This is a genomic window from Aeribacillus sp. FSL M8-0254 (assembly GCF_038008845.1).
Lineage (GTDB): Bacteria > Bacillota > Bacilli > Bacillales > Aeribacillaceae > Aeribacillus > Aeribacillus composti.
Genome location: NZ_JBBOZY010000001.1, coordinates 150044 through 168536 on the forward strand (window position 1 = coordinate 150044; position 18493 = coordinate 168536).

Genomic DNA, 18493 nt, shown 5'->3' on the forward strand with positions numbered 1-18493 from the left:
GAAAGTAGGCGAAAAGGAGGGAAAATAATGGCAAAACAAAAAATTCGAATTCGATTAAAAGCGTATGATCACAGAATCCTTGATCAATCTGCCGAAAAAATTGTAGAAACTGCAAAACGTTCGGGAGCAAATGTTTCTGGTCCAATTCCGCTACCGACTGAAAAAACAGTTTATACAATTCTTCGAGCAGTGCACAAATATAAAGATTCTCGTGAACAATTTGAAATGCGTACACATAAACGTTTAATCGATATTGTCAACCCTACACCGCAAACGGTTGATGCGTTAATGCGTTTAGATTTGCCTTCTGGTGTAGACATTGAAATTAAACTGTAACGATAGATTAAAACATTTGAAATTTAGGAGGTGTGACTCATGACCAAAGGAATCTTAGGAAGAAAAATTGGAATGACGCAAGTATTTGCAGAAAACGGTGAATTAATTCCTGTTACTGTAGTTGAAGCATCCCCAAACGTCGTTCTTCAAAAGAAGACTGTTGAAACAGACGGCTACGATGCTATTCAACTAGGTTTTGAAGACAAGCGTGAAAAGCTTGCAAACAAGCCGGAAAAAGGTCACGCTGCAAAAGCAAATACTGCTCCTAAGCGCTTCATTCGTGAAGTTAGAGGTGCTAATGTAGACGAGTATGAAATTGGTCAAGAGGTTAAAGTAGACATTTTTTCTGCTGGGGAACTTGTTGATGTGACAGGTATTTCTAAAGGGAAAGGATTTCAAGGTGCGATTAAACGTCACGGACAATCACGTGGCCCAATGTCTCACGGTTCACGGTACCACCGTCGTCCTGGTTCAATGGGAGCCATTGCACCAAACCGTGTTTTTAAATCAAAAGAACTTCCTGGAAGAATGGGCGGTGAACGCGTAACCGTTCAAAATCTTGAAGTTGTAAAAGTAGATGCTGAACGCAATCTTCTTTTAATCAAAGGGAATGTTCCGGGACCGAGAAAATCATTAGTTATTATTAAATCTGCAGTAAAAGCGAAGTAATTTCAACAGGAAAGGAGGAAACGGAAAAATGCCGAAAGTTACGTTATATAACCAAAACGGATCAGTAGTTGGCGAAATCGAATTAAATGATTCTGTTTTTGGTATTGAGCCGAATAAACACGTATTATTTGAAGCTGTCATTATGCAAAGAGCTTCTCAAAGACAAGGCACTCATAAAGTAAAAAACCGTTCTGAAGTTAGTGGCGGTGGCCGTAAGCCATGGCGTCAAAAAGGTACAGGACGCGCACGTCAGGGATCCATCCGTTCACCTCAATGGCGCGGAGGTGGGACAGTATTTGGACCAACACCTCGCACATATGCATACAAATTACCGAAAAAAGTCCGCCGCTTAGCAATTAAATCAGCTTTATCTTCTAAAGTTCAAGAGAACAATATTGTTGTATTAGAAGATTTAGTGTTGGAAGCTCCAAAAACGAAAGAAATGGCTGGAATTCTCAAAGGGCTTTCCGTTGACAGAAAAGCGCTGATTGTAACAGGAGACGAAAACGAAAATGTAATCCTGTCTGCACGCAATATTCCAGGTGTAACAGTTGTTACGGCTAATGGAATCAACGTGCTGGATGTGTTGAGCCATGATAAACTTGTTATTACAAAAGCAGCGGTGGAAAAAGTAGAGGAGGTGCTTGGATAATGAAGGATCCTCGAGATATTATTAAGCGCCCCATCATCACTGAACGTTCAATGGATCTAGTAGCTGACAAAAAATATACATTCGAAGTAGATGTGAAAGCAAACAAAACAGAAGTGAAGGACGCTATTGAAAAAATTTTCGATGTCAAAGTTGAAAAAGTCAACATTATGAATTACAAAGGAAAACTTAAACGTGTTGGCCGGTTCAGCGGTTTGACAAATCGCCGTAAAAAAGCAATCGTGAAATTAACGGCAGACAGCAAAGAAATCGAATTGTTCGAAGCATAATTTTGAAAGTGAAGGAGGGAAACTGAGATGGCGATTAAAAAATATAAACCAACCTCTAACGGTCGCCGCGGCATGACAGTATCTGATTTTGCTGAAATCACTACTGACAAGCCGGAAAAGTCGTTGCTTGCTCCGCTTCATAAAAAAGCAGGGCGCAACAACCAAGGTAAGCTAACTGTTCGTCATCAAGGCGGAGGCCACAAACGTCAATATCGTATTATTGATTTTAAGCGCGATAAAGATGGAATACCAGGACGCGTTGCTACTATTGAGTACGATCCAAACCGCTCCGCAAACATTGCATTAATTAACTATGTTGACGGAGAAAAACGCTATATTCTGGCTCCTAAAAACTTAAAAGTAGGAATGGAAGTAATGTCAGGACCTACAGCTGATATTAAAGTTGGAAACGCACTTCCTCTTCAAAATATCCCAGTAGGTACTGTCATTCATAACATCGAATTAAAACCAGGAAAAGGCGGACAATTGGTTCGTTCTGCAGGCACTTCAGCTCAAGTGCTTGGTAAAGAAGGAAAATATGTATTAGTTCGTTTAGCTTCTGGTGAGGTCCGCATGATTTTGGCAACTTGCCGTGCCACTGTCGGCCAAGTAGGGAATGAGCAGCATGAATTAATTAATATTGGTAAAGCAGGACGTTCCCGCTGGTTAGGCAAACGTCCAACAGTTCGCGGATCTGTTATGAACCCTAGCGATCACCCGCACGGTGGGGGAGAAGGAAAAGCACCTATTGGTCGTAAATCTCCTATGACGCCTTGGGGTAAACCGACTCTTGGGTTTAAAACTCGCAAAAAGAAAAACAAATCCGATAAATTTATCGTTCGCCGTCGTAAAAAATAACGGGGTTGTTCTACGGTTCATCAGAACCGTAGCGCAATCACGAAGGGAGGTAACATTATGGGTCGTAGCTTAAAAAAAGGACCATTCTGCGATGATCATTTAATGAAAAAAATCGAAAAATTAAATGAAACTGGAAGCAAACAAGTCATCAAAACTTGGTCTCGCCGTTCAACTATTTTCCCATCTTTCATCGGTCATACCATTGCGGTCTATGATGGAAGAAAACATGTTCCAGTATACATTACTGAAGACATGGTAGGACATAAGCTTGGAGAGTTTGCTCCAACTCGTACTTACAGAGGCCATGCCGGAGATGACAAGAAGACAAAACGCTAATATGAGAGGAGGATTTTAGGATGCAGGCTAAAGCTGTTGCGAGAACAGTACGAATTGCTCCTCGTAAAGCTCGTTTAGTTATTGACTTGATCCGAGGAAAGCAAGTTGGTGAGGCAATTGCCATTCTTCGCCATACACCTAAAGCTGCTTCACCAATTATTGAAAAAGTGTTAAAATCGGCTGTTGCAAATGCAGAGCATAACTATGACATGGACGGAAACAATTTATATATTGAAAAGGCTTATGTTGATGAAGGACCAACTTTGAAACGCTTTAGACCACGTGCACAAGGTAGAGCGAGCCAAATCAACAAACGCACAAGCCATATTACGATCATTGTTTCGGAAAAAAAGGAGGGATAATTAGTGGGTCAAAAGGTAAATCCAGTCGGTCTTCGAATTGGCATCATTCGTGATTGGGAATCGAAATGGTATGCAGAAAAAGATTATGCAGACCTGTTACATGAAGACCTCAAAATTCGTGAATACATTAATAAACGTTTAAGCGATGCATCCGTTTCCCGCATTGAAATTGAACGTGCGGCAAACCGTTTAAATATCACTATCCACACAGCTAAGCCAGGAATGGTTATCGGTAAAGGTGGTACAGAGGTCGAAGCTTTAAGAAAGGCTTTGAACCAACTAACTGGCAAACGTGTGCACATTAATATTTTAGAAATTAAAAAAGCTGATTTAGATGCAAAACTTGTTGCGGAAAATATTGCACGTCAGCTAGAAAACCGCGCTTCGTTCCGTCGTGTTCAAAAACAAGCGATCCAACGTGCAATGCGCGCAGGTGCATTAGGTATTAAAACAATGGTATCCGGCCGTCTTGGTGGTGCAGATATCGCACGTTCTGAACATTACAGTGAAGGAACGGTACCGCTTCATACTCTTCGCGCAGACATCGATTACGGAACTGCAGAAGCGGATACAACGTACGGAAAATTGGGCGTAAAAGTTTGGATTTATCGTGGAGAAGTTCTTCCAGCTAAAAAGAACAATGAGGAAGGAGGCAAATAATTATGTTAATGCCTAAACGCGTAAAATATCGTAGAGAACATCGCGGGAAAATGCGCGGACGTGCAAAAGGCGGCACTGAAGTTCATTTCGGTGAATATGGCATTCAAGCTCTTGAGCCTGCTTGGATCACCAACAGACAAATTGAAGCAGCACGTATCGCGATGACGCGTTATATGAGACGTGGCGGAAAAGTTTGGATTAAAATTTTCCCGTCTAAACCATACACGGCTAAACCTTTAGAAGTACGGATGGGTTCCGGTAAAGGGGCACCTGAAGGCTGGGTTGCTGTAGTGAAGCCGGGTAAAGTATTGTTCGAGGTTGCGGGTGTTTCTGAAGAAGTTGCACGTGAAGCACTGCGTCTTGCATCTCATAAATTACCAATCAAAACAAAATTTGTAAAACGTGAAGAAATTGGTGGTGAATCAAATGAAAGCTAAAGAAATTCGTGATCTAACCACTGCCGAAATTGAACAAAAAGTGAAATCTTTAAAAGAAGAATTGTTTAACTTGCGCTTCCAGCTTGCGACTGGTCAGCTTGAAAATACTGCCCGCATCCGTGAAGTACGCAAAACGATTGCTAGAATGAAAACTATTATTCGCGAAAGAGAAATTGCTGCAAACAAATAATCGTGAGAGGAGGTTTGCCAAATGAGTGAACGCAACAAGCGCAAAGTTTATACTGGACGCGTCGTGTCGGATAAAATGGATAAGACCATCACTGTTCTTGTTGAAACTTATAAAAAACACCCGCTTTATGGAAAACGCGTGAAATATTCTAAAAAGTTCAAAGCTCATGATGAGCAAAACAAAGCGAAAGTCGGCGATATCGTTCGCATTATGGAAACTCGCCCGCTATCTGCAACAAAACGTTTCCGTTTAGTTGAAATTGTAGAAGAAGCAGTTATTATTTAATTTGGTTCGGATGAAAAAAATTCCGAAGGGAGGTCACGAACATGATTCAACAAGAATCTCGTTTAAAAGTTGCTGATAACTCTGGTGCACGTGAATTGTTAACAATTAAAGTTCTTGGCGGATCTGGTCGTAAAACAGCAAATATCGGTGATATTATTGTCGGTACGGTTAAACAAGCAACACCAGGAGGCGTTGTTAAAAAAGGTGATGTAGTAAAAGCTGTTGTTGTGCGTACAAAACGTGGTGTGCGCCGTCCTGACGGTTCGTACATTCGTTTTGACGAAAACGCATGCGTCATCATCCGCGAAGACAAAAGCCCGAGAGGTACTCGTATTTTTGGACCGGTTGCGCGTGAACTTCGCGATAAAAACTTTATGAAAATCGTTTCTCTTGCTCCAGAAGTACTTTAATTATGAGTTTGGCTTACCAAGGAGGTGTGTAATCGATGCATGTTAAGAAGGGTGACAAAGTAATGGTGATCGCCGGAAAAGATAAAGGAAAACAAGGCGTGATCCTTGCAGCATATCCGAAAAAGAACCGCGTGCTTGTGGAAGGCGTGAACATCGTGAAAAAACATGCGAAGCCTTCTCAAGATAATCCACAAGGCGGAATTATCAGTAAAGAAGCGCCTATTCATGTATCAAATGTAATGCCATTAGATCCAAAAACAGGTGAACCGACTCGTGTCGGTTATAAAATTGTGGACGGCAAAAAGGTGCGTGTAGCAAAAAAATCAGGTGAAATTTTAGATAAATAATTTGGAAGGGAGGTCTATTTATGAACCGCCTTAAAGAAAAATACGTAAAAGAAATCATACCTGCACTAATGAACAAGTTTAACTATAAATCTGTTATGCAAGTTCCTAAAATCGAAAAAATTGTCATCAATATGGGCGTCGGTGATGCAGTCCAAAATGCGAAAGCGCTGGACAGTGCTGTTGAAGAATTAACTCTCATTTCTGGTCAAAAACCTGTAGTGACTCGTGCGAAAAAATCCATTGCCGGCTTCCGGCTTCGTGAAGGAATGCCGATCGGCTGCAAAGTTACGCTTCGTGGAGAGCGTATGTACGATTTCTTTGACAAATTGATTTCCGTTTCTTTACCACGTGTGCGCGACTTCCGTGGTGTATCTAAAAAATCATTTGATGGCCGCGGCAATTATACGCTTGGTATTAGAGAACAACTTATTTTCCCAGAAATTGATTACGATAAAGTAAATAAAGTAAGAGGTATGGATATCGTAATCGTTACAACAGCAAAAACCGATGAAGAGGCTCGCGAGCTATTAACTCTGTTCGGCATGCCGTTCCAAAATAATCGCTAATTTAGATTGGAGGCGAAAATGTGGCTAAAAAGTCAATGATTGCGAAACAAAAACGCAAGCAAAAATTTAAAGTGCGTGAATACACACGCTGTGAACGCTGCGGCCGTCCGCATGCAGTCATCCGCAAATTTAAGCTTTGCCGTATTTGTTTCCGTGAACTTGCTTACAAAGGTCAGATCCCTGGCGTGAAAAAAGCTAGTTGGTAGTATCGATAAATGGGAAGGAGGTTATTTATAATGGTGATGACAGATCCTATTGCAGATATGCTTACTCGCATTCGCAATGCGAACATGGTTCGTCATGAAAAACTGGAAGTTCCTGCTTCCAAAATTAAACGGGAAATTGCTGAAATTTTAAAGCGTGAAGGGTTTATTCGCGATTATGAATATATTGAAGATAATAAACAAGGTATTTTGCGCATTTTCTTAAAGTACGGGCCTAACAACGAACGTGTTATAACTGGCCTTAAACGAATCAGCAAACCAGGCTTGCGCGTTTATGCAAAAGCTAATGAAGTGCCACGTGTGTTGAATGGATTAGGAATAGCAATCGTTTCGACTTCTCAAGGCGTTTTAACTGATAAAGAAGCGCGCGCGAAGCAAACAGGCGGAGAAGTGCTCGCATACGTTTGGTAATTTTTTAACACGAAATGGAGGTGTCATTCATGTCACGTGTAGGGAAAAAACCGCTTGAAATTCCTTCAGGTGTCACTGTTACGATTAATGGAAATACAGTAACAGTAAAAGGACCAAAAGGAGAATTAACCCGTACATTTCATCCAGATATGGATATAAAAGTTGAAGATCAAGTATTAACTGTTACTCGTCCATCTGACAATAAAGAGCACCGTGCTCTTCACGGGACGACTCGCAGCCTTCTTGCCAATATGGTTGAAGGTGTTTCCAAAGGCTTTGAAAAAAGTTTAGAACTGATCGGGGTCGGATACCGTGCATCAAAATCAGGAAAGAAACTAGTATTGAATGTCGGATACTCTCATCCAGTCGAATATGAACCTGAACAAGGCATTGAAATCGACGTTCCTTCTCAAACAAAAATCGTCGTTAAAGGTACAGATAAAGAGCGTGTTGGCGCAGTCGCTGCAAACATTCGTGCGGTTCGTCCGCCTGAACCATATAAAGGAAAAGGCATCCGCTATGAAGGAGAATATGTGCGCCGCAAAGAAGGTAAGACTGCTAAGTAATGTTGCATAAAGAAAGAAAGGAGTGACGTAGATGATTACAAAACCTAGTAAAAATGCGGTTCGCAAAACTAGACATGCACGCGTGCGTTCAAAGGTTTCCGGTACAGCCGCTCGCCCGCGTTTAAACGTATACCGCTCCAACAAGCACATTTATGCTCAAGTGATTGATGATACAAATCACCAAACGCTTGTGAGTGCTTCTACTTTGGATAAAGAGCTTAACTTGGAATCAACTGGGAATGTAGAAGCTGCTCAAAAGGTCGGCGAACTTGTTGCAAAACGTGCGCTTGAAAAAGGTATTAAATCTGTTGTGTTTGACCGTGGTGGATATTTATATCATGGACGTGTGAAGGCTTTAGCTGATGCAGCTCGCGAAGTTGGCCTTGAATTTTAATTGACAAAGGAGGGAAAAGTGATGCGTCGTATTGATCCAAGCAAACTTGAACTTGAAGAACGTGTTGTTACCGTAAACCGTGTTGCAAAAGTAGTAAAAGGTGGCCGTCGTTTCCGTTTTGCTGCTCTTGTTGTTGTCGGAGACAAAAACGGTCATGTAGGTTTCGGAACTGGTAAAGCGCAAGAAGTTCCTGATGCTATCCGCAAAGCAATTGAAGATGCAAAGAAAAACTTAATTGAAGTACCAATTGTAGGTACGTCCATTCCACACGAAGTAATCGGTAAATTCGGTGCAGGAAAGATTCTCTTGAAACCTGCTGTTGAAGGTACGGGGGTTATCGCTGGAGGACCTGTCCGTGCAGTACTTGAATTAGCAGGTGTTCACGATATCTTATCTAAATCTTTAGGCTCCAATACACCGATTAATATGGTTCGGGCAACAGTTGACGGGTTAAAGCAGCTGAAGCGTGTAGAAGATGTTGCTAAACTTCGTGGAAAAACGGTTGAAGAACTGTTAGGATAAGGAGGGAAAGACAATGGCAAAAAAATTGGCGATTACCCTCAAAAAGAGTGTAATTGGTCGTCCTGAAGACCAAAGAATAACCGTTAAAACATTAGGCTTGCGGAAATTGCATCAAACAGTTGTTCATAATGACAATCCGGCAATTCGCGGAATGATCAATAAAGTGTCACATCTCGTGAAAGTGGAAGAACAATAATCAAATAAGGAGGTGCCAAGGATATGAAGCTTCATGAATTAAAACCGGCAGAAGGTTCTCGTAAAGAGCGGAATCGTGTTGGTCGCGGTATTGGTTCAGGTAATGGAAAAACTGCTGGACGTGGTCAAAAAGGACAAAATGCCCGATCTGGCGGTGGAGTTCGGCCTGGATTTGAAGGCGGTCAAACTCCTCTATTCCGTCGTTTGCCAAAACGTGGGTTTACAAACATTAACCGCAAAGAATATCAAGTTGTGAACTTGGACAAATTGAATCGTTTTGAAGACGGTACGGAAATTACTCCAGAGCTTCTTTTGGAAACAGGTGTTGTAAGCAAACTGAAAGCAGGCATTAAAGTGCTTGGAGACGGTAAATTAGAGAAAAAATTAACGGTTAAAGCACACAAATTTTCTGCTTCAGCAAAAGAGGCAATTGAAGCCGCCGGCGGTTCTGCTGAGGTGATTTAATGTTCAAGGCAATCTCCAATTTTATGCGCGTGGGTGACATTCGCAATCGAATCTTGTTCACCCTTCTTATGCTGGTAATTTTCCGGATCGGCACTTTTATCCCTGTACCGGGTGTGAACGCAGACGTACTAAAAGCACAAGACCAATTGAACGTATTTGGCGTTTTGAACATTTTTGGAGGCGGGGCATTGCAAAACTTCTCCATTTTAGCAATGGGGATTATGCCTTACATTACTGCTTCAATCATTGTTCAGCTTCTGCAAATGGACGTTGTACCGAAATTTACAGAGTGGTCGAAGCAGGGTGAAGTAGGCCGCAGAAAGCTTGCCCAATTCACGCGTTATTTAACAATTATTTTAGGATTTATTCAAGCGCTGGCAATGTCATATGGCTTTAATAATATGGCCGGCGGTCTGTTAATCATAAACCCTGGCATTGGAAACTATTTGTTGATCGCACTTGTTTTAACTGCGGGAACAGCCTTTTTAATGTGGCTTGGTGAGCAAATTACCGCAAAAGGCGTTGGGAACGGTATTTCTATTATTATCTTTGCTGGGATTGCTGCCGGCATTCCAACGGCAGTAAACCAAATTTATGCTCAACAATTTGCGGATGTTGGCGATCAGCTATTTTTAAGAATTGTAACTGTCGTTTTGCTTGTTCTTGCCGTTTTATTAGTTGTTGTAGCTGTTATTTTCGTTCAACAAGCATTCCGAAAAATTCCGATTCAGTATGCAAAGCGGCTTGCAGGTAGAAGTCCGGTTGGGGGACATTCAACGCATCTCCCATTGAAGGTTAACTCTGCTGGAGTCATTCCAGTCATTTTTGCAGTATCGTTTATTGTTACCCCCACAACGATTGCATCGTTCTTTGGACCAAATGATGTAACAAGATGGATTCAAAAAACATTTGACTACACGCAACCTATCGGGATGATCATCTACGTTGCATTAATTATCGCTTTCACTTATTTCTATACATTTGTTCAAGTGAACCCGGAGCAAATGGCTGAAAATTTGCAGAAGCAAGGCGGCTATATACCGGGTATAAGACCAGGAAAAAGTACACAAGAGTACGTAACGAAAATTTTATACCGTTTAACATTTGTCGGTTCTATTTTTCTAGCAGTTGTCTCAATACTTCCTGTCTTTTTTATAAAATTTGCTGACTTGCCTTCTTCAGCACAAATAGGTGGAACAAGTCTCTTGATCGTTGTCGGTGTCGCTTTGGAAACTATGAAGCAGCTTGAGAGCCAGCTTGTCAAACGTCATTACAAAGGTTTTATGAAATAAGAGGTTGTGGGGCGATGAATGTCCCATTCCCTCGAAAAGCGTTTGAGGGGGAGAGTCCATGAATTTAGTATTAATGGGGCTGCCTGGGGCAGGAAAAGGAACACAGGCTGAAAAAATTGTTGAAAAATACAACATCCCGCATATCTCAACAGGAGATATGTTCAGAGCAGCTATAAAAGATGGAACCGAGTTAGGGTTACAAGCGAAGTCTTATATGGATAAAGGCGAATTAGTGCCGGATGAAGTTACGATTGGTATTGTTCGGGAAAGATTAGGCAAGAATGATACTGATAAAGGCTTTTTATTGGATGGTTTTCCGCGCACCGTTGCTCAAGCGGAGGCTTTGGAGAAAATTTTAAAAGAGCTTAATAAAGAAATTGATTATGTTATCAACATTCATGTTGACCAAGAAATTTTAATGGAACGGCTAACAGGACGAAGAATTTGCAAAAATTGCGGTGCAACGTACCATCTTGTATTCAATCCGCCAAAAGAAGAAGGAATTTGTGATAAGTGCGGAGGAAATTTATATCAACGAGCTGATGATAACGCTGAAACCGTTGGAAACCGTTTGGAAGTGAATTTGAAGCAGTCGAAACCGCTGCTTGATTTCTATAAATCTAAAGGCTATTTGAAAAATATTGACGGTCAGCAAGAGATTAACAAAGTATTTGAAGATATTTGCAACTTGCTTGGAGGCTTGGGTGAATGATTATTTGCAAAACAAAGCGCGAAATTGAAATTATGCGCGAGGCTGGACGGATTGTTGCTTTAACTCACCAAGAACTCCAGAAATATATTCAGCCTGGTATTACAACAAAAGAACTGGACAGAATTGCTGAAAAGTTTATACGTGAACATGATGCAATCCCCTCATTTAAAGGGTATAATGGTTTTCGCGGCAGTATTTGCACTTCCGTGAATGAAGAGCTTGTTCACGGAATACCTGGAGACCGTGTATTGCGTGATGGAGATATTATTAGTATTGACATTGGTGCGAAATACAACGGCTATCACGGGGACTCTGCATGGACTTATCCTGTCGGTACAATTTCCGAAGAAACACAGAAACTGCTTGATGTTACAAAAGAATCTTTATATAAAGGATTAGAAGAAGCAAAACCAGGAGGAAGACTTTCGAACATTTCTCATGCCATTCAAGTTTACGTCGAATCTCACGGTTTTTCCATTGTTCGTGAATACGTAGGTCATGGCGTAGGGCAAGACTTGCATGAGGATCCTCAAATTCCGCATTATGGTCCACCGAACAAAGGGCCAAGGCTGAAGCCCGGTATGGTTTTAGCGATTGAGCCTATGGTCAATGCGGGAAGCCGTTATGTCAGAACGTTAGCTGATAATTGGACTGTCGTGACTGTAGATGGCAAAATGTGTGCTCATTTTGAACATACAATTGCCATTACTGATACAGGTTATGAAATTTTAACAACACCCTAAGTGAAGGTGATGTGCGTGAGTGATCCTGAGTCGAGTCCGCAAATAGGTCAGTTTGTCTTGATTACGAAAGGGAGAGAAGCTGGCAAATATGCGATTGTCGTGAAAATTCTCGATGATCGATTCGTATTGATTGCCGATGGAGAAAAGCGAAAGTTTCATTCTCCAAAGAAAAAAAACATCCATCATCTTGAATTTTTTGATTGCGTATCTCCGGAAGTTCAGAACAGTATATTGGAAACTGGCCGTGTGACAAATGGCAAACTTCGATATGCAATAAGCCGATTTGTCAATGAACAAGTTACTGATTTGAGGAAGGGAGACAATTGAATGGCGAAAGACGATGTCATTGAAGTAGAGGGTACCGTTGTTGAGACGTTGCCTAACGCGATGTTTAAAGTAGAGTTGGAAAATGGTCATACCGTGCTGGCTCATGTTTCTGGAAAAATTAGAATGCATTTTATTCGTATTTTGCCGGGTGATAAAGTAACGGTTGAATTATCACCATATGATTTAACCCGCGGAAGAATTACGTATCGATATAAATAATTTGCACTCCGGATTATTAAGGAGGTTGGGTAAACATGAAAGTAAGACCATCAGTGAAACCTATATGCGAAAAATGTAAAGTCATTCGCAGAAAAGGAAAAGTTATGGTTATTTGCGAAAATCCAAAACATAAACAAAAACAAGGTTAATTTTTGAAGGAGGTGCTCATATTATGGCGCGTATTGCTGGTGTAGATATTCCACGCGATAAACGCATTGTCATTTCTTTAACTTATATTTACGGAATCGGGCGTTCAACAGCTCAAAAAATTTTAGCTGAAGCTGGAGTTTCCGAAGATACTCGTGTTCGTGATTTAACAGAAGAAGAATTAGGAAGAATCCGTGACATTGTCGACACTTATAAAGTGGAAGGAGATCTTCGACGGGAAGTTTCTCTAAACATTAAGCGTCTCATTGAAATTGGCTGCTACCGTGGTATCCGCCATCGCCGTGGTTTGCCTGTTCGAGGCCAAAATACGAAAAACAACGCACGTACTCGTAAAGGACCGCGCCGTACGGTTGCTAACAAGAAAAAATAAGTAAAGGAGGTTAACTGTAAATGGCTCGTAAAACAAATACTCGCAAACGCCGCGTAAAAAAGAATATTGAGACAGGCATCGCACATATTCGATCAACCTTTAACAACACGATTGTCACTATTACTGATGTGCACGGCAATGCAATTGCTTGGTCAAGTGCCGGTGCATTAGGATTTAAAGGTTCTCGTAAGTCAACTCCGTTTGCTGCACAGATGGCAGCTGAAGCAGCTGCTAAAGCTTCTATGGAGCACGGAATGAAATCATTAGAGGTTTCTGTAAAAGGACCTGGCGCAGGCCGCGAAGCTGCGATTCGTGCTCTTCAAGCAGCAGGTCTTGAAGTGACATCTATTAAAGACGTCACACCTGTTCCACATAATGGATGCCGTCCGCCAAAACGTCGTCGTGTGTAATTTATCTGTATATATTTTGTAACCCTGTCAATAATGGGTTATGATACAGTTATAGATTCTAGCATTTATTAAGATGTTGTTTGTGCACATTCGGGACTTTATGATTGGGGAATTTCGGTTAGACGCGTTTTCTCTTCTTTGTCTAGCCGGGGTTTCGACGTTTTGAAGGAGGGTTTTATTTAGAATGATTGAAATTGAAAAACCAAAAATCGAAACGGTTGAAATCAGTGATGACGCGAAATATGGGAAATTCGTTGTCGAGCCACTTGAGCGTGGATATGGTACAACTTTGGGTAACTCCTTACGTCGTATCCTATTATCCTCACTCCCTGGTGCCGCTGTAACATCTGTTCAAATTGACGGCGTCCTCCATGAATTTTCTACAATTGATGGTGTCGTCGAAGATGTTACAACGATTATTTTAAATTTAAAAAAGCTTGCTCTGAAAATTTATTCAGAAGAAGAGAAGACGCTAGAAATTGACGTACAAGGTGAAGGGCCCATTACGGCAGCAGATATAACTCACGATAGCGATGTTGAAATATTAAATCCTGATCTTCATATTGCAACTCTTGCGAAAGATGCTCATTTGCGGCTGAGAATGACGGCGAAGCGCGGGAGAGGATACAGCCCGGCTGAGGAAAATAAACGGGAAGATCAACCAATAGGTGTCATCCCAATCGATTCGATTTACACACCCGTTTCTAGAGTTTCTTATCAAGTGGAAAATACACGGGTTGGTCAAGTGACAGATTATGATAAGCTGACAATTGATGTTTGGACAGATGGAAGCATCGGTCCAAAGGAAGCTATCGCACTTGGCTCTAAAATTTTGATGGAGCACTTAAACATTTTCGTTAGCTTAACAGATGAAGCGCAAAATGTTGAAATCATGGTTGAAAAAGAAGAGGACCAAAAAGAAAAAGTGCTTGAAATGACGATTGAGGAACTTGACCTCTCTGTTCGTTCTTATAACTGTTTGAAACGTGCAGGTATTAACACAGTTCAAGAACTTGCGAACAAAACAGAAGAGGACATGATGAAAGTGCGTAATTTAGGACGCAAATCGCTAGAAGAAGTAAAACAAAAATTAGAAGACCTTGGTTTGAGTTTACGAAAAGACGATTAACTGATTTTTCAAAGTCTATATAGATCAACTTCCAACAAAGGAGGGAACATCACATGTCTTATAGAAAATTAGGACGTACTAGTGCGCAGCGTAAAGCAATGCTCCGTGACTTAGCAACGGACTTAATTATTAACGAACGAATTGAAACGACTGAAGCCCGTGCAAAGGAGCTTCGTGCTGTTGTAGAGAAGCTGGTTACTTTAGGTAAACGTGGTGATTTGCATGCTCGTCGCCAAGCAGCACAGTTTATTCGCAATGAGGTTGCGAAAACTGTGACAGTTTCAGGCCAAGACGGAAAGGAAAAAGAAAAACCTTTCTATGCATTGCAAAAATTATTTGATGAAGTGGCACCACGTTACCAAGATCGTCAAGGCGGCTACACACGAATTTTGAAAATGGGTCCTCGCCGTGGTGACGGAGCACCAATGGTTATCATTGAATTCGTGTAATTTAGATATAAATGAACTTCAAGGGCGGGACAGTTGTAATGACTGCATCTATGCCCTTTTTTATTTATCTTCAAGTACTTTACAAAGCGGATTGATTTTCTTTTGGCAGCCTCTGCATCTCATATTTATAGACATGATATTCGCGTTTACTTCATCTGTACTTGAGGCGGGAGGAGGGCATCTGTGGAACGGTCGATCATTCAAGTTCAACATGTAACATACCGCTATAATAAAGAAAGTGAAAAGCCTGCACTAACGGATGTTTCCTTTGATGTGTATGAAGGGGAATGGCTGGCCATCGTCGGACACAATGGATCAGGGAAATCAACATTGGCCCGGATGCTAAACGGTCTGCTGCTGCCTGACGAAGGAACCGTTACTGTATCAGGAATCACATTATCAGAAAAAACCATTTGGGATATTCGAAAACGGATTGGAATGGTGTTTCAAAATCCAGATAATCAATTTGTCGGCGCCACTGTACGGGACGATGTCGCTTTTGGTATGGAAAACATAGGTATACCGAGAGAAGAGATGGTAAAACGAATCGAATGGGCGACGAAAATTGTAAAAATGAATGAATTTTTAGAACGGGAACCTCATCATCTTTCTGGCGGACAAAAGCAGCGGGTCGCGATTGCAGGCGTTTTGGCTGTTCAACCAAGCATTATTGTTTTAGATGAAGCGACTTCAATGCTTGATCCAATTGGACGCCGGGAAGTAATTGAAACCATTTGGTCATTGAAAGAAAAAGGGCTTGTGACGGTCATTTCCATCACCCATGATTTGGAAGAGGCGGCCAAAGCAGATCGGATGATTGTAATGAATGGAGGCAAAAAATTTGTGGAGGGAACTCCGAAAGAAGTGTTTCGCTTGGAAGAGGAGCTGGTAAGCATCGGTTTAGATCTTCCGTTTTCTTACAAGCTGAGCAAACGGCTTCTTGAAAAAGGAGTGCCTTTAGCGACGCGACACCTTAATGTAGAAAGCCTGGTGGACGAATTATGGACATTAAAATCCGACAATTAGAACATCGTTACCAAATGAACACTCCTTTTGAACGGCTCGCTTTGTGTGATATCAATATGGATATCCATGAAGGAACATATTTGGCCGTGATTGGGCATACCGGGTCGGGAAAATCAACGATTTTGCAGCATTTAAACGGCCTGCTTTTGCCAACGAAAGGCTCTATTCAACTTGGAGACCGGCTGATTAAGGCAGGAGAAAAACAGAAAAACTTGAAATCTATCCGAAAAAAGGTCGGAATTGTCTTTCAATTCCCAGAGCATCAATTATTCGAAGAAACCGTCGAAAAAGATATAGCATTCGGTCCAATGAATTTTGGCGCATCGTTTGAAGAAGCGAAAAAAAAGGTAAAAGAAGTGCTGCCGCTTGTCGGTCTAGGAGAAGAAATCCTTCATCAATCCCCGTTTGAGCTAAGCGGGGGGCAAATGCGAAGAGTGGCGATTGCAGGTGTTTTAGCGATGGAGCCGGAGGTGCTCGTTTTAGATGAACCGACTGCAGGATTGGATCCAAAAGGCCGAAATGAGATCATGGAGCTTTTTTATCGTCTCCATAAAGAAAAAAAATTAACAACAATATTAGTAACGCATAGCATGGAAGACGCAGCAAAGTACGCTGATGAAATTGCCGTTTTGCACCAAGGGGAATTAAAGATGAAAGGGTCGCCAAAGGAAATATTCCGGTTGACTGGGGAACTGGAGCAGCTTGGGCTCGATTTGCCGGAATCAATTAAATTTGTCATGAAGCTTGAAGAAAAATTTTCTTTAACGGTTGAAGACAAGCCATTGACTTTAGAGGAAACGGCCGATTTCATTGAAGCCCTTTTAAAAGAAGGTGTCGTATATGATCGATAATATCATCATCGGAAAATATGTTCCTGGCAGCACAGTCATTCATCGAATGGATCCCCGTGCAAAACTGCTAACGATTTTTTTATATGTTTTTATCGTCTTTTTTGCCAATAACGGAATCACTTACTTTTTATTAGGATTATTTACGTTCATCATTATTTTGCTGACGAAGCTTCCGTTCTCTTTCTTATGGAACGGTTTAAAACCTGTTATATGGATCGTTGGGTTTACATTTTTGCTGCACATTTTAGTAACAAAAGAAGGGGACATGCTGTTCCGCTTCGGCTTTTTTTCCATTTATGAAGAAGGCTTGCGGCAAGGGTTTTTTATCTCTCTTCGGTTCATTTTCTTAATTTTTATGACAACGACATTGACCTTAACAACAACGCCTATCGAAATAACGGATGGAATGGAAAGTCTGTTAAAGCCTTTTAAAAAATTTAAACTTCCTGTCCATGAACTAGCATTAATGATGTCTATTTCTCTTCGCTTTATACCGACTCTGCTGGAGGAAACAGAAAAAATTTTAAAGGCGCAAATGGCAAGAGGGGTAGATTTTACATCAGGGCCTGTAAAAGAGCGAATAAAAGCAATCGTTCCTTTGCTTGTACCACTTTTCATCAGCGCTTTTAAGCGGGCCGAAGAGCTTGCTACCGCTATGGAAGCCAGGGGGTATCGCGGAAGTGAAGGACGTACGAAAATCAGGCAGCTGAAATGGGGAGCGATTGATTCCATTATGATGGCCTCTATCCTGCTGTTATCAATTATTTTATTACTATTGCGTGCCTAGGAGTTTTAAAAATGAGGATTAAATGTACAGTTTCGTATGATGGATCAGGATTTAGCGGTTATCAGCGCCAGCCCGGCCTCCGGACAGTACAAGGAGAAATTGAGGAAGCATTAATGAAAATCCACAAAGGGGAGCGGATAAAAATTACTGCTTCCGGCAGAACAGACGTCGGCGTGCATGCTGTTGGCCAAGTATTTCATTTTGATACAAGCCTCAAAATTCCGATGGAAAAATGGCCGATTGCTTTGAATACGCTGCTTCCTCAAGATATTTCCATTCAAAATGCAGAGCTTGCCGATCAAGATTTTCATGCTAGATTTTCTGCAAAGAAGAAAGAATACCGCTACCGTTTGTATCGCAGTTTTCAACGAGATGTGTTCCGGCGTCATTATGCATACCATTTTCCAAATCCGTTAAATATTGGAACGATTCGAGCTGCCTCCCGTTTCATTATTGGAACACATGATTTTACAAGCTTTTGCTCTTCTAAAACAGAAACGGAAAATAAAGTGAGAACTATTTATGAAGCGGATATATGGGAAGAAGGAGATGAAATTACGTTCCGTTTTGTCGGAAGCGGCTTCCTTTACAATATGGTTCGCATTTTAGTCGGAACATTGATTGAAGTAGGAGAAGGGAAGCGCAAGCCGGAAGAAATAAAACAAATTATCGCAGCCAAAGATAGATCAAGAGCCGGGAAAACAGTTTCTGGATGCGGTCTATATCTTTGGAAAGTTTATTATGACAACTAATCCAGGTGTAACATTTTCTTGACATTCATATCTTAAAAAGATAAGATAACATATGGTATGTATTTCAAGCCCCACGATTAGCCCCG

Annotated in this window: 34 protein-coding genes and 1 pseudogene; all 35 read left to right on the forward strand. The window is 41.3% G+C overall.

Features of this window, described 5'->3' with window-relative positions; genetic code table 11:
- Positions 1-27 precede the first annotated feature (27 nt).
- The 35 genes and pseudogenes from rpsJ to truA all read left to right on the forward strand — a co-directional run bounded on the left by rpsJ (position 28) and on the right by truA (position 18407).
- On the forward strand, positions 28-336 hold the full coding sequence (gene rpsJ / locus NSQ44_RS00750) for a 30S ribosomal protein S10 (RefSeq protein ID WP_063387157.1): 309 nt from the start codon (positions 28-30) through the stop codon (positions 334-336).
- A gap of 39 nt (positions 337-375) precedes the next feature.
- Positions 376-1005 carry a 50S ribosomal protein L3 gene (gene rplC, locus NSQ44_RS00755; protein ID WP_094244880.1) on the forward strand — a complete coding sequence of 210 codons (630 nt, stop codon included), beginning with the start codon at positions 376-378 and terminating at the stop codon, positions 1003-1005.
- Between the two features lie 28 nt (positions 1006-1033).
- Complete coding sequence (gene rplD / locus NSQ44_RS00760; RefSeq protein WP_340854476.1) at positions 1034-1657, forward strand: 50S ribosomal protein L4; 624 nt, start codon at positions 1034-1036, stop codon at positions 1655-1657.
- Positions 1657-1944, forward strand: a complete 288-nt coding sequence (rplW, locus tag NSQ44_RS00765) for a 50S ribosomal protein L23 (protein WP_063387160.1) — start codon at positions 1657-1659, stop codon at positions 1942-1944. The genes rplD and rplW overlap by 1 nt, the downstream gene beginning before the upstream one ends.
- Before the next feature lie 27 nt (positions 1945-1971).
- A complete protein-coding gene (gene rplB / locus NSQ44_RS00770) occupies positions 1972-2802 on the forward strand; it encodes a 50S ribosomal protein L2 (RefSeq protein ID WP_063387161.1) in 831 nt (276 codons plus the stop codon).
- Positions 2803-2859: 57 nt separating this feature from the next.
- Positions 2860-3138 (forward strand): 30S ribosomal protein S19, encoded by a 279-nt coding sequence (rpsS, locus tag NSQ44_RS00775; RefSeq protein WP_063387162.1) that lies wholly within the window; start codon positions 2860-2862, stop codon positions 3136-3138.
- Between the two features lie 20 nt (positions 3139-3158).
- Positions 3159-3500 (forward strand): 50S ribosomal protein L22, encoded by a 342-nt coding sequence (gene rplV, locus NSQ44_RS00780; RefSeq protein ID WP_063387163.1) that lies wholly within the window; start codon positions 3159-3161, stop codon positions 3498-3500.
- A 3-nt stretch (positions 3501-3503) separates the two neighbouring features.
- On the forward strand, positions 3504-4160 hold the full coding sequence (gene rpsC, locus NSQ44_RS00785) for a 30S ribosomal protein S3 (protein ID WP_063387164.1): 657 nt from the start codon (positions 3504-3506) through the stop codon (positions 4158-4160).
- Between the two features lie 2 nt (positions 4161-4162).
- The gene (rplP, locus tag NSQ44_RS00790; RefSeq protein ID WP_063387165.1) at positions 4163-4597 is read left to right on the forward strand and encodes a 50S ribosomal protein L16; all 435 of its coding nucleotides are present in this window, start codon (positions 4163-4165) and stop codon (positions 4595-4597) included.
- Positions 4587-4787 (forward strand): 50S ribosomal protein L29, encoded by a 201-nt coding sequence (gene rpmC, locus NSQ44_RS00795; protein ID WP_063387166.1) that lies wholly within the window; start codon positions 4587-4589, stop codon positions 4785-4787. Before rplP ends, rpmC begins: the two co-directional genes overlap by 11 nt.
- A gap of 21 nt (positions 4788-4808) precedes the next feature.
- The gene (rpsQ, locus tag NSQ44_RS00800) at positions 4809-5072 is read left to right on the forward strand and encodes a 30S ribosomal protein S17 (protein WP_063387167.1); all 264 of its coding nucleotides are present in this window, start codon (positions 4809-4811) and stop codon (positions 5070-5072) included.
- A 41-nt stretch (positions 5073-5113) separates the two neighbouring features.
- Positions 5114-5482, forward strand: coding sequence for a 50S ribosomal protein L14 (gene rplN, locus NSQ44_RS00805; RefSeq protein WP_063387168.1), 369 nt, complete (start codon positions 5114-5116; stop codon positions 5480-5482).
- Positions 5483-5517: 35 nt separating this feature from the next.
- On the forward strand, positions 5518-5829 hold the full coding sequence (gene rplX, locus NSQ44_RS00810; RefSeq protein ID WP_063387169.1) for a 50S ribosomal protein L24: 312 nt from the start codon (positions 5518-5520) through the stop codon (positions 5827-5829).
- A 20-nt stretch (positions 5830-5849) separates the two neighbouring features.
- Positions 5850-6395 carry a 50S ribosomal protein L5 gene (rplE, locus tag NSQ44_RS00815; protein ID WP_063387170.1) on the forward strand — a complete coding sequence of 182 codons (546 nt, stop codon included), beginning with the start codon at positions 5850-5852 and terminating at the stop codon, positions 6393-6395.
- A gap of 20 nt (positions 6396-6415) precedes the next feature.
- On the forward strand, positions 6416-6601 hold the full coding sequence (locus tag NSQ44_RS00820) for a type Z 30S ribosomal protein S14 (protein ID WP_063387171.1): 186 nt from the start codon (positions 6416-6418) through the stop codon (positions 6599-6601).
- Between the two features lie 30 nt (positions 6602-6631).
- Positions 6632-7030 carry a 30S ribosomal protein S8 gene (gene rpsH, locus NSQ44_RS00825; RefSeq protein ID WP_063387172.1) on the forward strand — a complete coding sequence of 133 codons (399 nt, stop codon included), beginning with the start codon at positions 6632-6634 and terminating at the stop codon, positions 7028-7030.
- 29 nt (positions 7031-7059) lie between these two features.
- The gene (gene rplF / locus NSQ44_RS00830) at positions 7060-7596 is read left to right on the forward strand and encodes a 50S ribosomal protein L6 (RefSeq protein WP_063387173.1); all 537 of its coding nucleotides are present in this window, start codon (positions 7060-7062) and stop codon (positions 7594-7596) included.
- Positions 7597-7627: 31 nt separating this feature from the next.
- On the forward strand, positions 7628-7990 hold the full coding sequence (gene rplR, locus NSQ44_RS00835) for a 50S ribosomal protein L18 (RefSeq protein WP_063387174.1): 363 nt from the start codon (positions 7628-7630) through the stop codon (positions 7988-7990).
- Between the two features lie 21 nt (positions 7991-8011).
- Entirely contained in the window at positions 8012-8512 is a 501-nt protein-coding gene (gene rpsE, locus NSQ44_RS00840; RefSeq protein WP_063387175.1) for a 30S ribosomal protein S5, read from the forward strand.
- A 13-nt stretch (positions 8513-8525) separates the two neighbouring features.
- The gene (rpmD, locus tag NSQ44_RS00845; RefSeq protein ID WP_063387176.1) at positions 8526-8708 is read left to right on the forward strand and encodes a 50S ribosomal protein L30; all 183 of its coding nucleotides are present in this window, start codon (positions 8526-8528) and stop codon (positions 8706-8708) included.
- A 23-nt stretch (positions 8709-8731) separates the two neighbouring features.
- On the forward strand, positions 8732-9172 hold the full coding sequence (rplO, locus tag NSQ44_RS00850; protein WP_063387177.1) for a 50S ribosomal protein L15: 441 nt from the start codon (positions 8732-8734) through the stop codon (positions 9170-9172).
- Positions 9172-10464: a preprotein translocase subunit SecY gene (gene secY / locus NSQ44_RS00855; protein WP_340854478.1), complete on the forward strand. Its 1293-nt coding sequence runs from the start codon at positions 9172-9174 to the stop codon at positions 10462-10464. The genes rplO and secY overlap by 1 nt, the downstream gene beginning before the upstream one ends.
- Before the next feature lie 58 nt (positions 10465-10522).
- Positions 10523-11176: an adenylate kinase gene (locus NSQ44_RS00860; protein WP_340854480.1), complete on the forward strand. Its 654-nt coding sequence runs from the start codon at positions 10523-10525 to the stop codon at positions 11174-11176.
- Positions 11173-11919, forward strand: a complete 747-nt coding sequence (gene map, locus NSQ44_RS00865; protein ID WP_063387180.1) for a type I methionyl aminopeptidase — start codon at positions 11173-11175, stop codon at positions 11917-11919. Before NSQ44_RS00860 ends, map begins: the two co-directional genes overlap by 4 nt.
- A 9-nt stretch (positions 11920-11928) precedes the next feature.
- Positions 11929-12269, forward strand: a pseudogene (locus NSQ44_RS00870) (KOW motif-containing protein).
- Complete coding sequence (gene infA / locus NSQ44_RS00875; RefSeq protein ID WP_003178377.1) at positions 12247-12465, forward strand: translation initiation factor IF-1; 219 nt, start codon at positions 12247-12249, stop codon at positions 12463-12465. Before NSQ44_RS00870 ends, infA begins: the two are co-directional and overlap by 23 nt.
- A gap of 35 nt (positions 12466-12500) precedes the next feature.
- Complete coding sequence (gene rpmJ / locus NSQ44_RS00880) at positions 12501-12614, forward strand: 50S ribosomal protein L36 (protein WP_003156543.1); 114 nt, start codon at positions 12501-12503, stop codon at positions 12612-12614.
- 23 nt (positions 12615-12637) lie between these two features.
- Positions 12638-13003, forward strand: coding sequence for a 30S ribosomal protein S13 (gene rpsM / locus NSQ44_RS00885; protein ID WP_063387182.1), 366 nt, complete (start codon positions 12638-12640; stop codon positions 13001-13003).
- 20 nt (positions 13004-13023) lie between these two features.
- Complete coding sequence (gene rpsK / locus NSQ44_RS00890; protein WP_063387183.1) at positions 13024-13413, forward strand: 30S ribosomal protein S11; 390 nt, start codon at positions 13024-13026, stop codon at positions 13411-13413.
- Between the two features lie 184 nt (positions 13414-13597).
- Positions 13598-14542, forward strand: coding sequence for a DNA-directed RNA polymerase subunit alpha (locus NSQ44_RS00895; RefSeq protein ID WP_063387184.1), 945 nt, complete (start codon positions 13598-13600; stop codon positions 14540-14542).
- 53 nt (positions 14543-14595) lie between these two features.
- Positions 14596-14991, forward strand: coding sequence for a 50S ribosomal protein L17 (rplQ, locus tag NSQ44_RS00900; protein ID WP_063387185.1), 396 nt, complete (start codon positions 14596-14598; stop codon positions 14989-14991).
- 183 nt (positions 14992-15174) lie between these two features.
- On the forward strand, positions 15175-16017 hold the full coding sequence (locus NSQ44_RS00905; RefSeq protein WP_094244885.1) for an energy-coupling factor ABC transporter ATP-binding protein: 843 nt from the start codon (positions 15175-15177) through the stop codon (positions 16015-16017).
- Positions 15993-16868, forward strand: a complete 876-nt coding sequence (locus NSQ44_RS00910) for an energy-coupling factor ABC transporter ATP-binding protein (protein ID WP_117017135.1) — start codon at positions 15993-15995, stop codon at positions 16866-16868. Before NSQ44_RS00905 ends, NSQ44_RS00910 begins: the two co-directional genes overlap by 25 nt.
- Positions 16858-17655 (forward strand): energy-coupling factor transporter transmembrane component T family protein, encoded by a 798-nt coding sequence (locus NSQ44_RS00915; protein WP_063387188.1) that lies wholly within the window; start codon positions 16858-16860, stop codon positions 17653-17655. The genes NSQ44_RS00910 and NSQ44_RS00915 overlap by 11 nt, the downstream gene beginning before the upstream one ends.
- 11 nt (positions 17656-17666) lie before the next feature.
- On the forward strand, positions 17667-18407 hold the full coding sequence (truA, locus tag NSQ44_RS00920; RefSeq protein WP_340854482.1) for a tRNA pseudouridine(38-40) synthase TruA: 741 nt from the start codon (positions 17667-17669) through the stop codon (positions 18405-18407).
- Positions 18408-18493 lie beyond the last annotated feature (86 nt).

Coding starts and splice junctions, on each gene's coding strand:
- rplR (WP_063387174.1), top strand. CDS start 7,628: ATGATTACAAAACCTAGTAAAAATGCGGTTCGCAAAACTAGACATGCA.
- rpmJ (WP_003156543.1), top strand. CDS start 12,501: ATGAAAGTAAGACCATCAGTGAAACCTATATGCGAAAAATGTAAAGTC.
- NSQ44_RS00910 (WP_117017135.1), top strand. CDS start 15,993: ATGGACATTAAAATCCGACAATTAGAACATCGTTACCAAATGAACACT.
- rplV (WP_063387163.1), top strand. CDS start 3,159: ATGCAGGCTAAAGCTGTTGCGAGAACAGTACGAATTGCTCCTCGTAAA.
- rplF (WP_063387173.1), top strand. CDS start 7,060: ATGTCACGTGTAGGGAAAAAACCGCTTGAAATTCCTTCAGGTGTCACT.
- rplW (WP_063387160.1), top strand. CDS start 1,657: ATGAAGGATCCTCGAGATATTATTAAGCGCCCCATCATCACTGAACGT.
- rplQ (WP_063387185.1), top strand. CDS start 14,596: ATGTCTTATAGAAAATTAGGACGTACTAGTGCGCAGCGTAAAGCAATG.
- NSQ44_RS00915 (WP_063387188.1), top strand. CDS start 16,858: ATGATCGATAATATCATCATCGGAAAATATGTTCCTGGCAGCACAGTC.
- rplP (WP_063387165.1), top strand. CDS start 4,163: ATGTTAATGCCTAAACGCGTAAAATATCGTAGAGAACATCGCGGGAAA.
- rplE (WP_063387170.1), top strand. CDS start 5,850: ATGAACCGCCTTAAAGAAAAATACGTAAAAGAAATCATACCTGCACTA.
- rplO (WP_063387177.1), top strand. CDS start 8,732: ATGAAGCTTCATGAATTAAAACCGGCAGAAGGTTCTCGTAAAGAGCGG.
- rpsK (WP_063387183.1), top strand. CDS start 13,024: ATGGCTCGTAAAACAAATACTCGCAAACGCCGCGTAAAAAAGAATATT.
- NSQ44_RS00895 (WP_063387184.1), top strand. CDS start 13,598: ATGATTGAAATTGAAAAACCAAAAATCGAAACGGTTGAAATCAGTGAT.
- rplB (WP_063387161.1), top strand. CDS start 1,972: ATGGCGATTAAAAAATATAAACCAACCTCTAACGGTCGCCGCGGCATG.
- rpmD (WP_063387176.1), top strand. CDS start 8,526: ATGGCAAAAAAATTGGCGATTACCCTCAAAAAGAGTGTAATTGGTCGT.
- infA (WP_003178377.1), top strand. CDS start 12,247: ATGGCGAAAGACGATGTCATTGAAGTAGAGGGTACCGTTGTTGAGACG.
- map (WP_063387180.1), top strand. CDS start 11,173: ATGATTATTTGCAAAACAAAGCGCGAAATTGAAATTATGCGCGAGGCT.
- rplC (WP_094244880.1), top strand. CDS start 376: ATGACCAAAGGAATCTTAGGAAGAAAAATTGGAATGACGCAAGTATTT.
- truA (WP_340854482.1), top strand. CDS start 17,667: ATGAGGATTAAATGTACAGTTTCGTATGATGGATCAGGATTTAGCGGT.
- rpsH (WP_063387172.1), top strand. CDS start 6,632: ATGGTGATGACAGATCCTATTGCAGATATGCTTACTCGCATTCGCAAT.
- rpsJ (WP_063387157.1), top strand. CDS start 28: ATGGCAAAACAAAAAATTCGAATTCGATTAAAAGCGTATGATCACAGA.
- rplN (WP_063387168.1), top strand. CDS start 5,114: ATGATTCAACAAGAATCTCGTTTAAAAGTTGCTGATAACTCTGGTGCA.
- rpsQ (WP_063387167.1), top strand. CDS start 4,809: ATGAGTGAACGCAACAAGCGCAAAGTTTATACTGGACGCGTCGTGTCG.
- rplD (WP_340854476.1), top strand. CDS start 1,034: ATGCCGAAAGTTACGTTATATAACCAAAACGGATCAGTAGTTGGCGAA.
- secY (WP_340854478.1), top strand. CDS start 9,172: ATGTTCAAGGCAATCTCCAATTTTATGCGCGTGGGTGACATTCGCAAT.
- rpmC (WP_063387166.1), top strand. CDS start 4,587: ATGAAAGCTAAAGAAATTCGTGATCTAACCACTGCCGAAATTGAACAA.
- NSQ44_RS00860 (WP_340854480.1), top strand. CDS start 10,523: ATGAATTTAGTATTAATGGGGCTGCCTGGGGCAGGAAAAGGAACACAG.
- rpsM (WP_063387182.1), top strand. CDS start 12,638: ATGGCGCGTATTGCTGGTGTAGATATTCCACGCGATAAACGCATTGTC.
- rpsS (WP_063387162.1), top strand. CDS start 2,860: ATGGGTCGTAGCTTAAAAAAAGGACCATTCTGCGATGATCATTTAATG.
- rpsE (WP_063387175.1), top strand. CDS start 8,012: ATGCGTCGTATTGATCCAAGCAAACTTGAACTTGAAGAACGTGTTGTT.
- rplX (WP_063387169.1), top strand. CDS start 5,518: ATGCATGTTAAGAAGGGTGACAAAGTAATGGTGATCGCCGGAAAAGAT.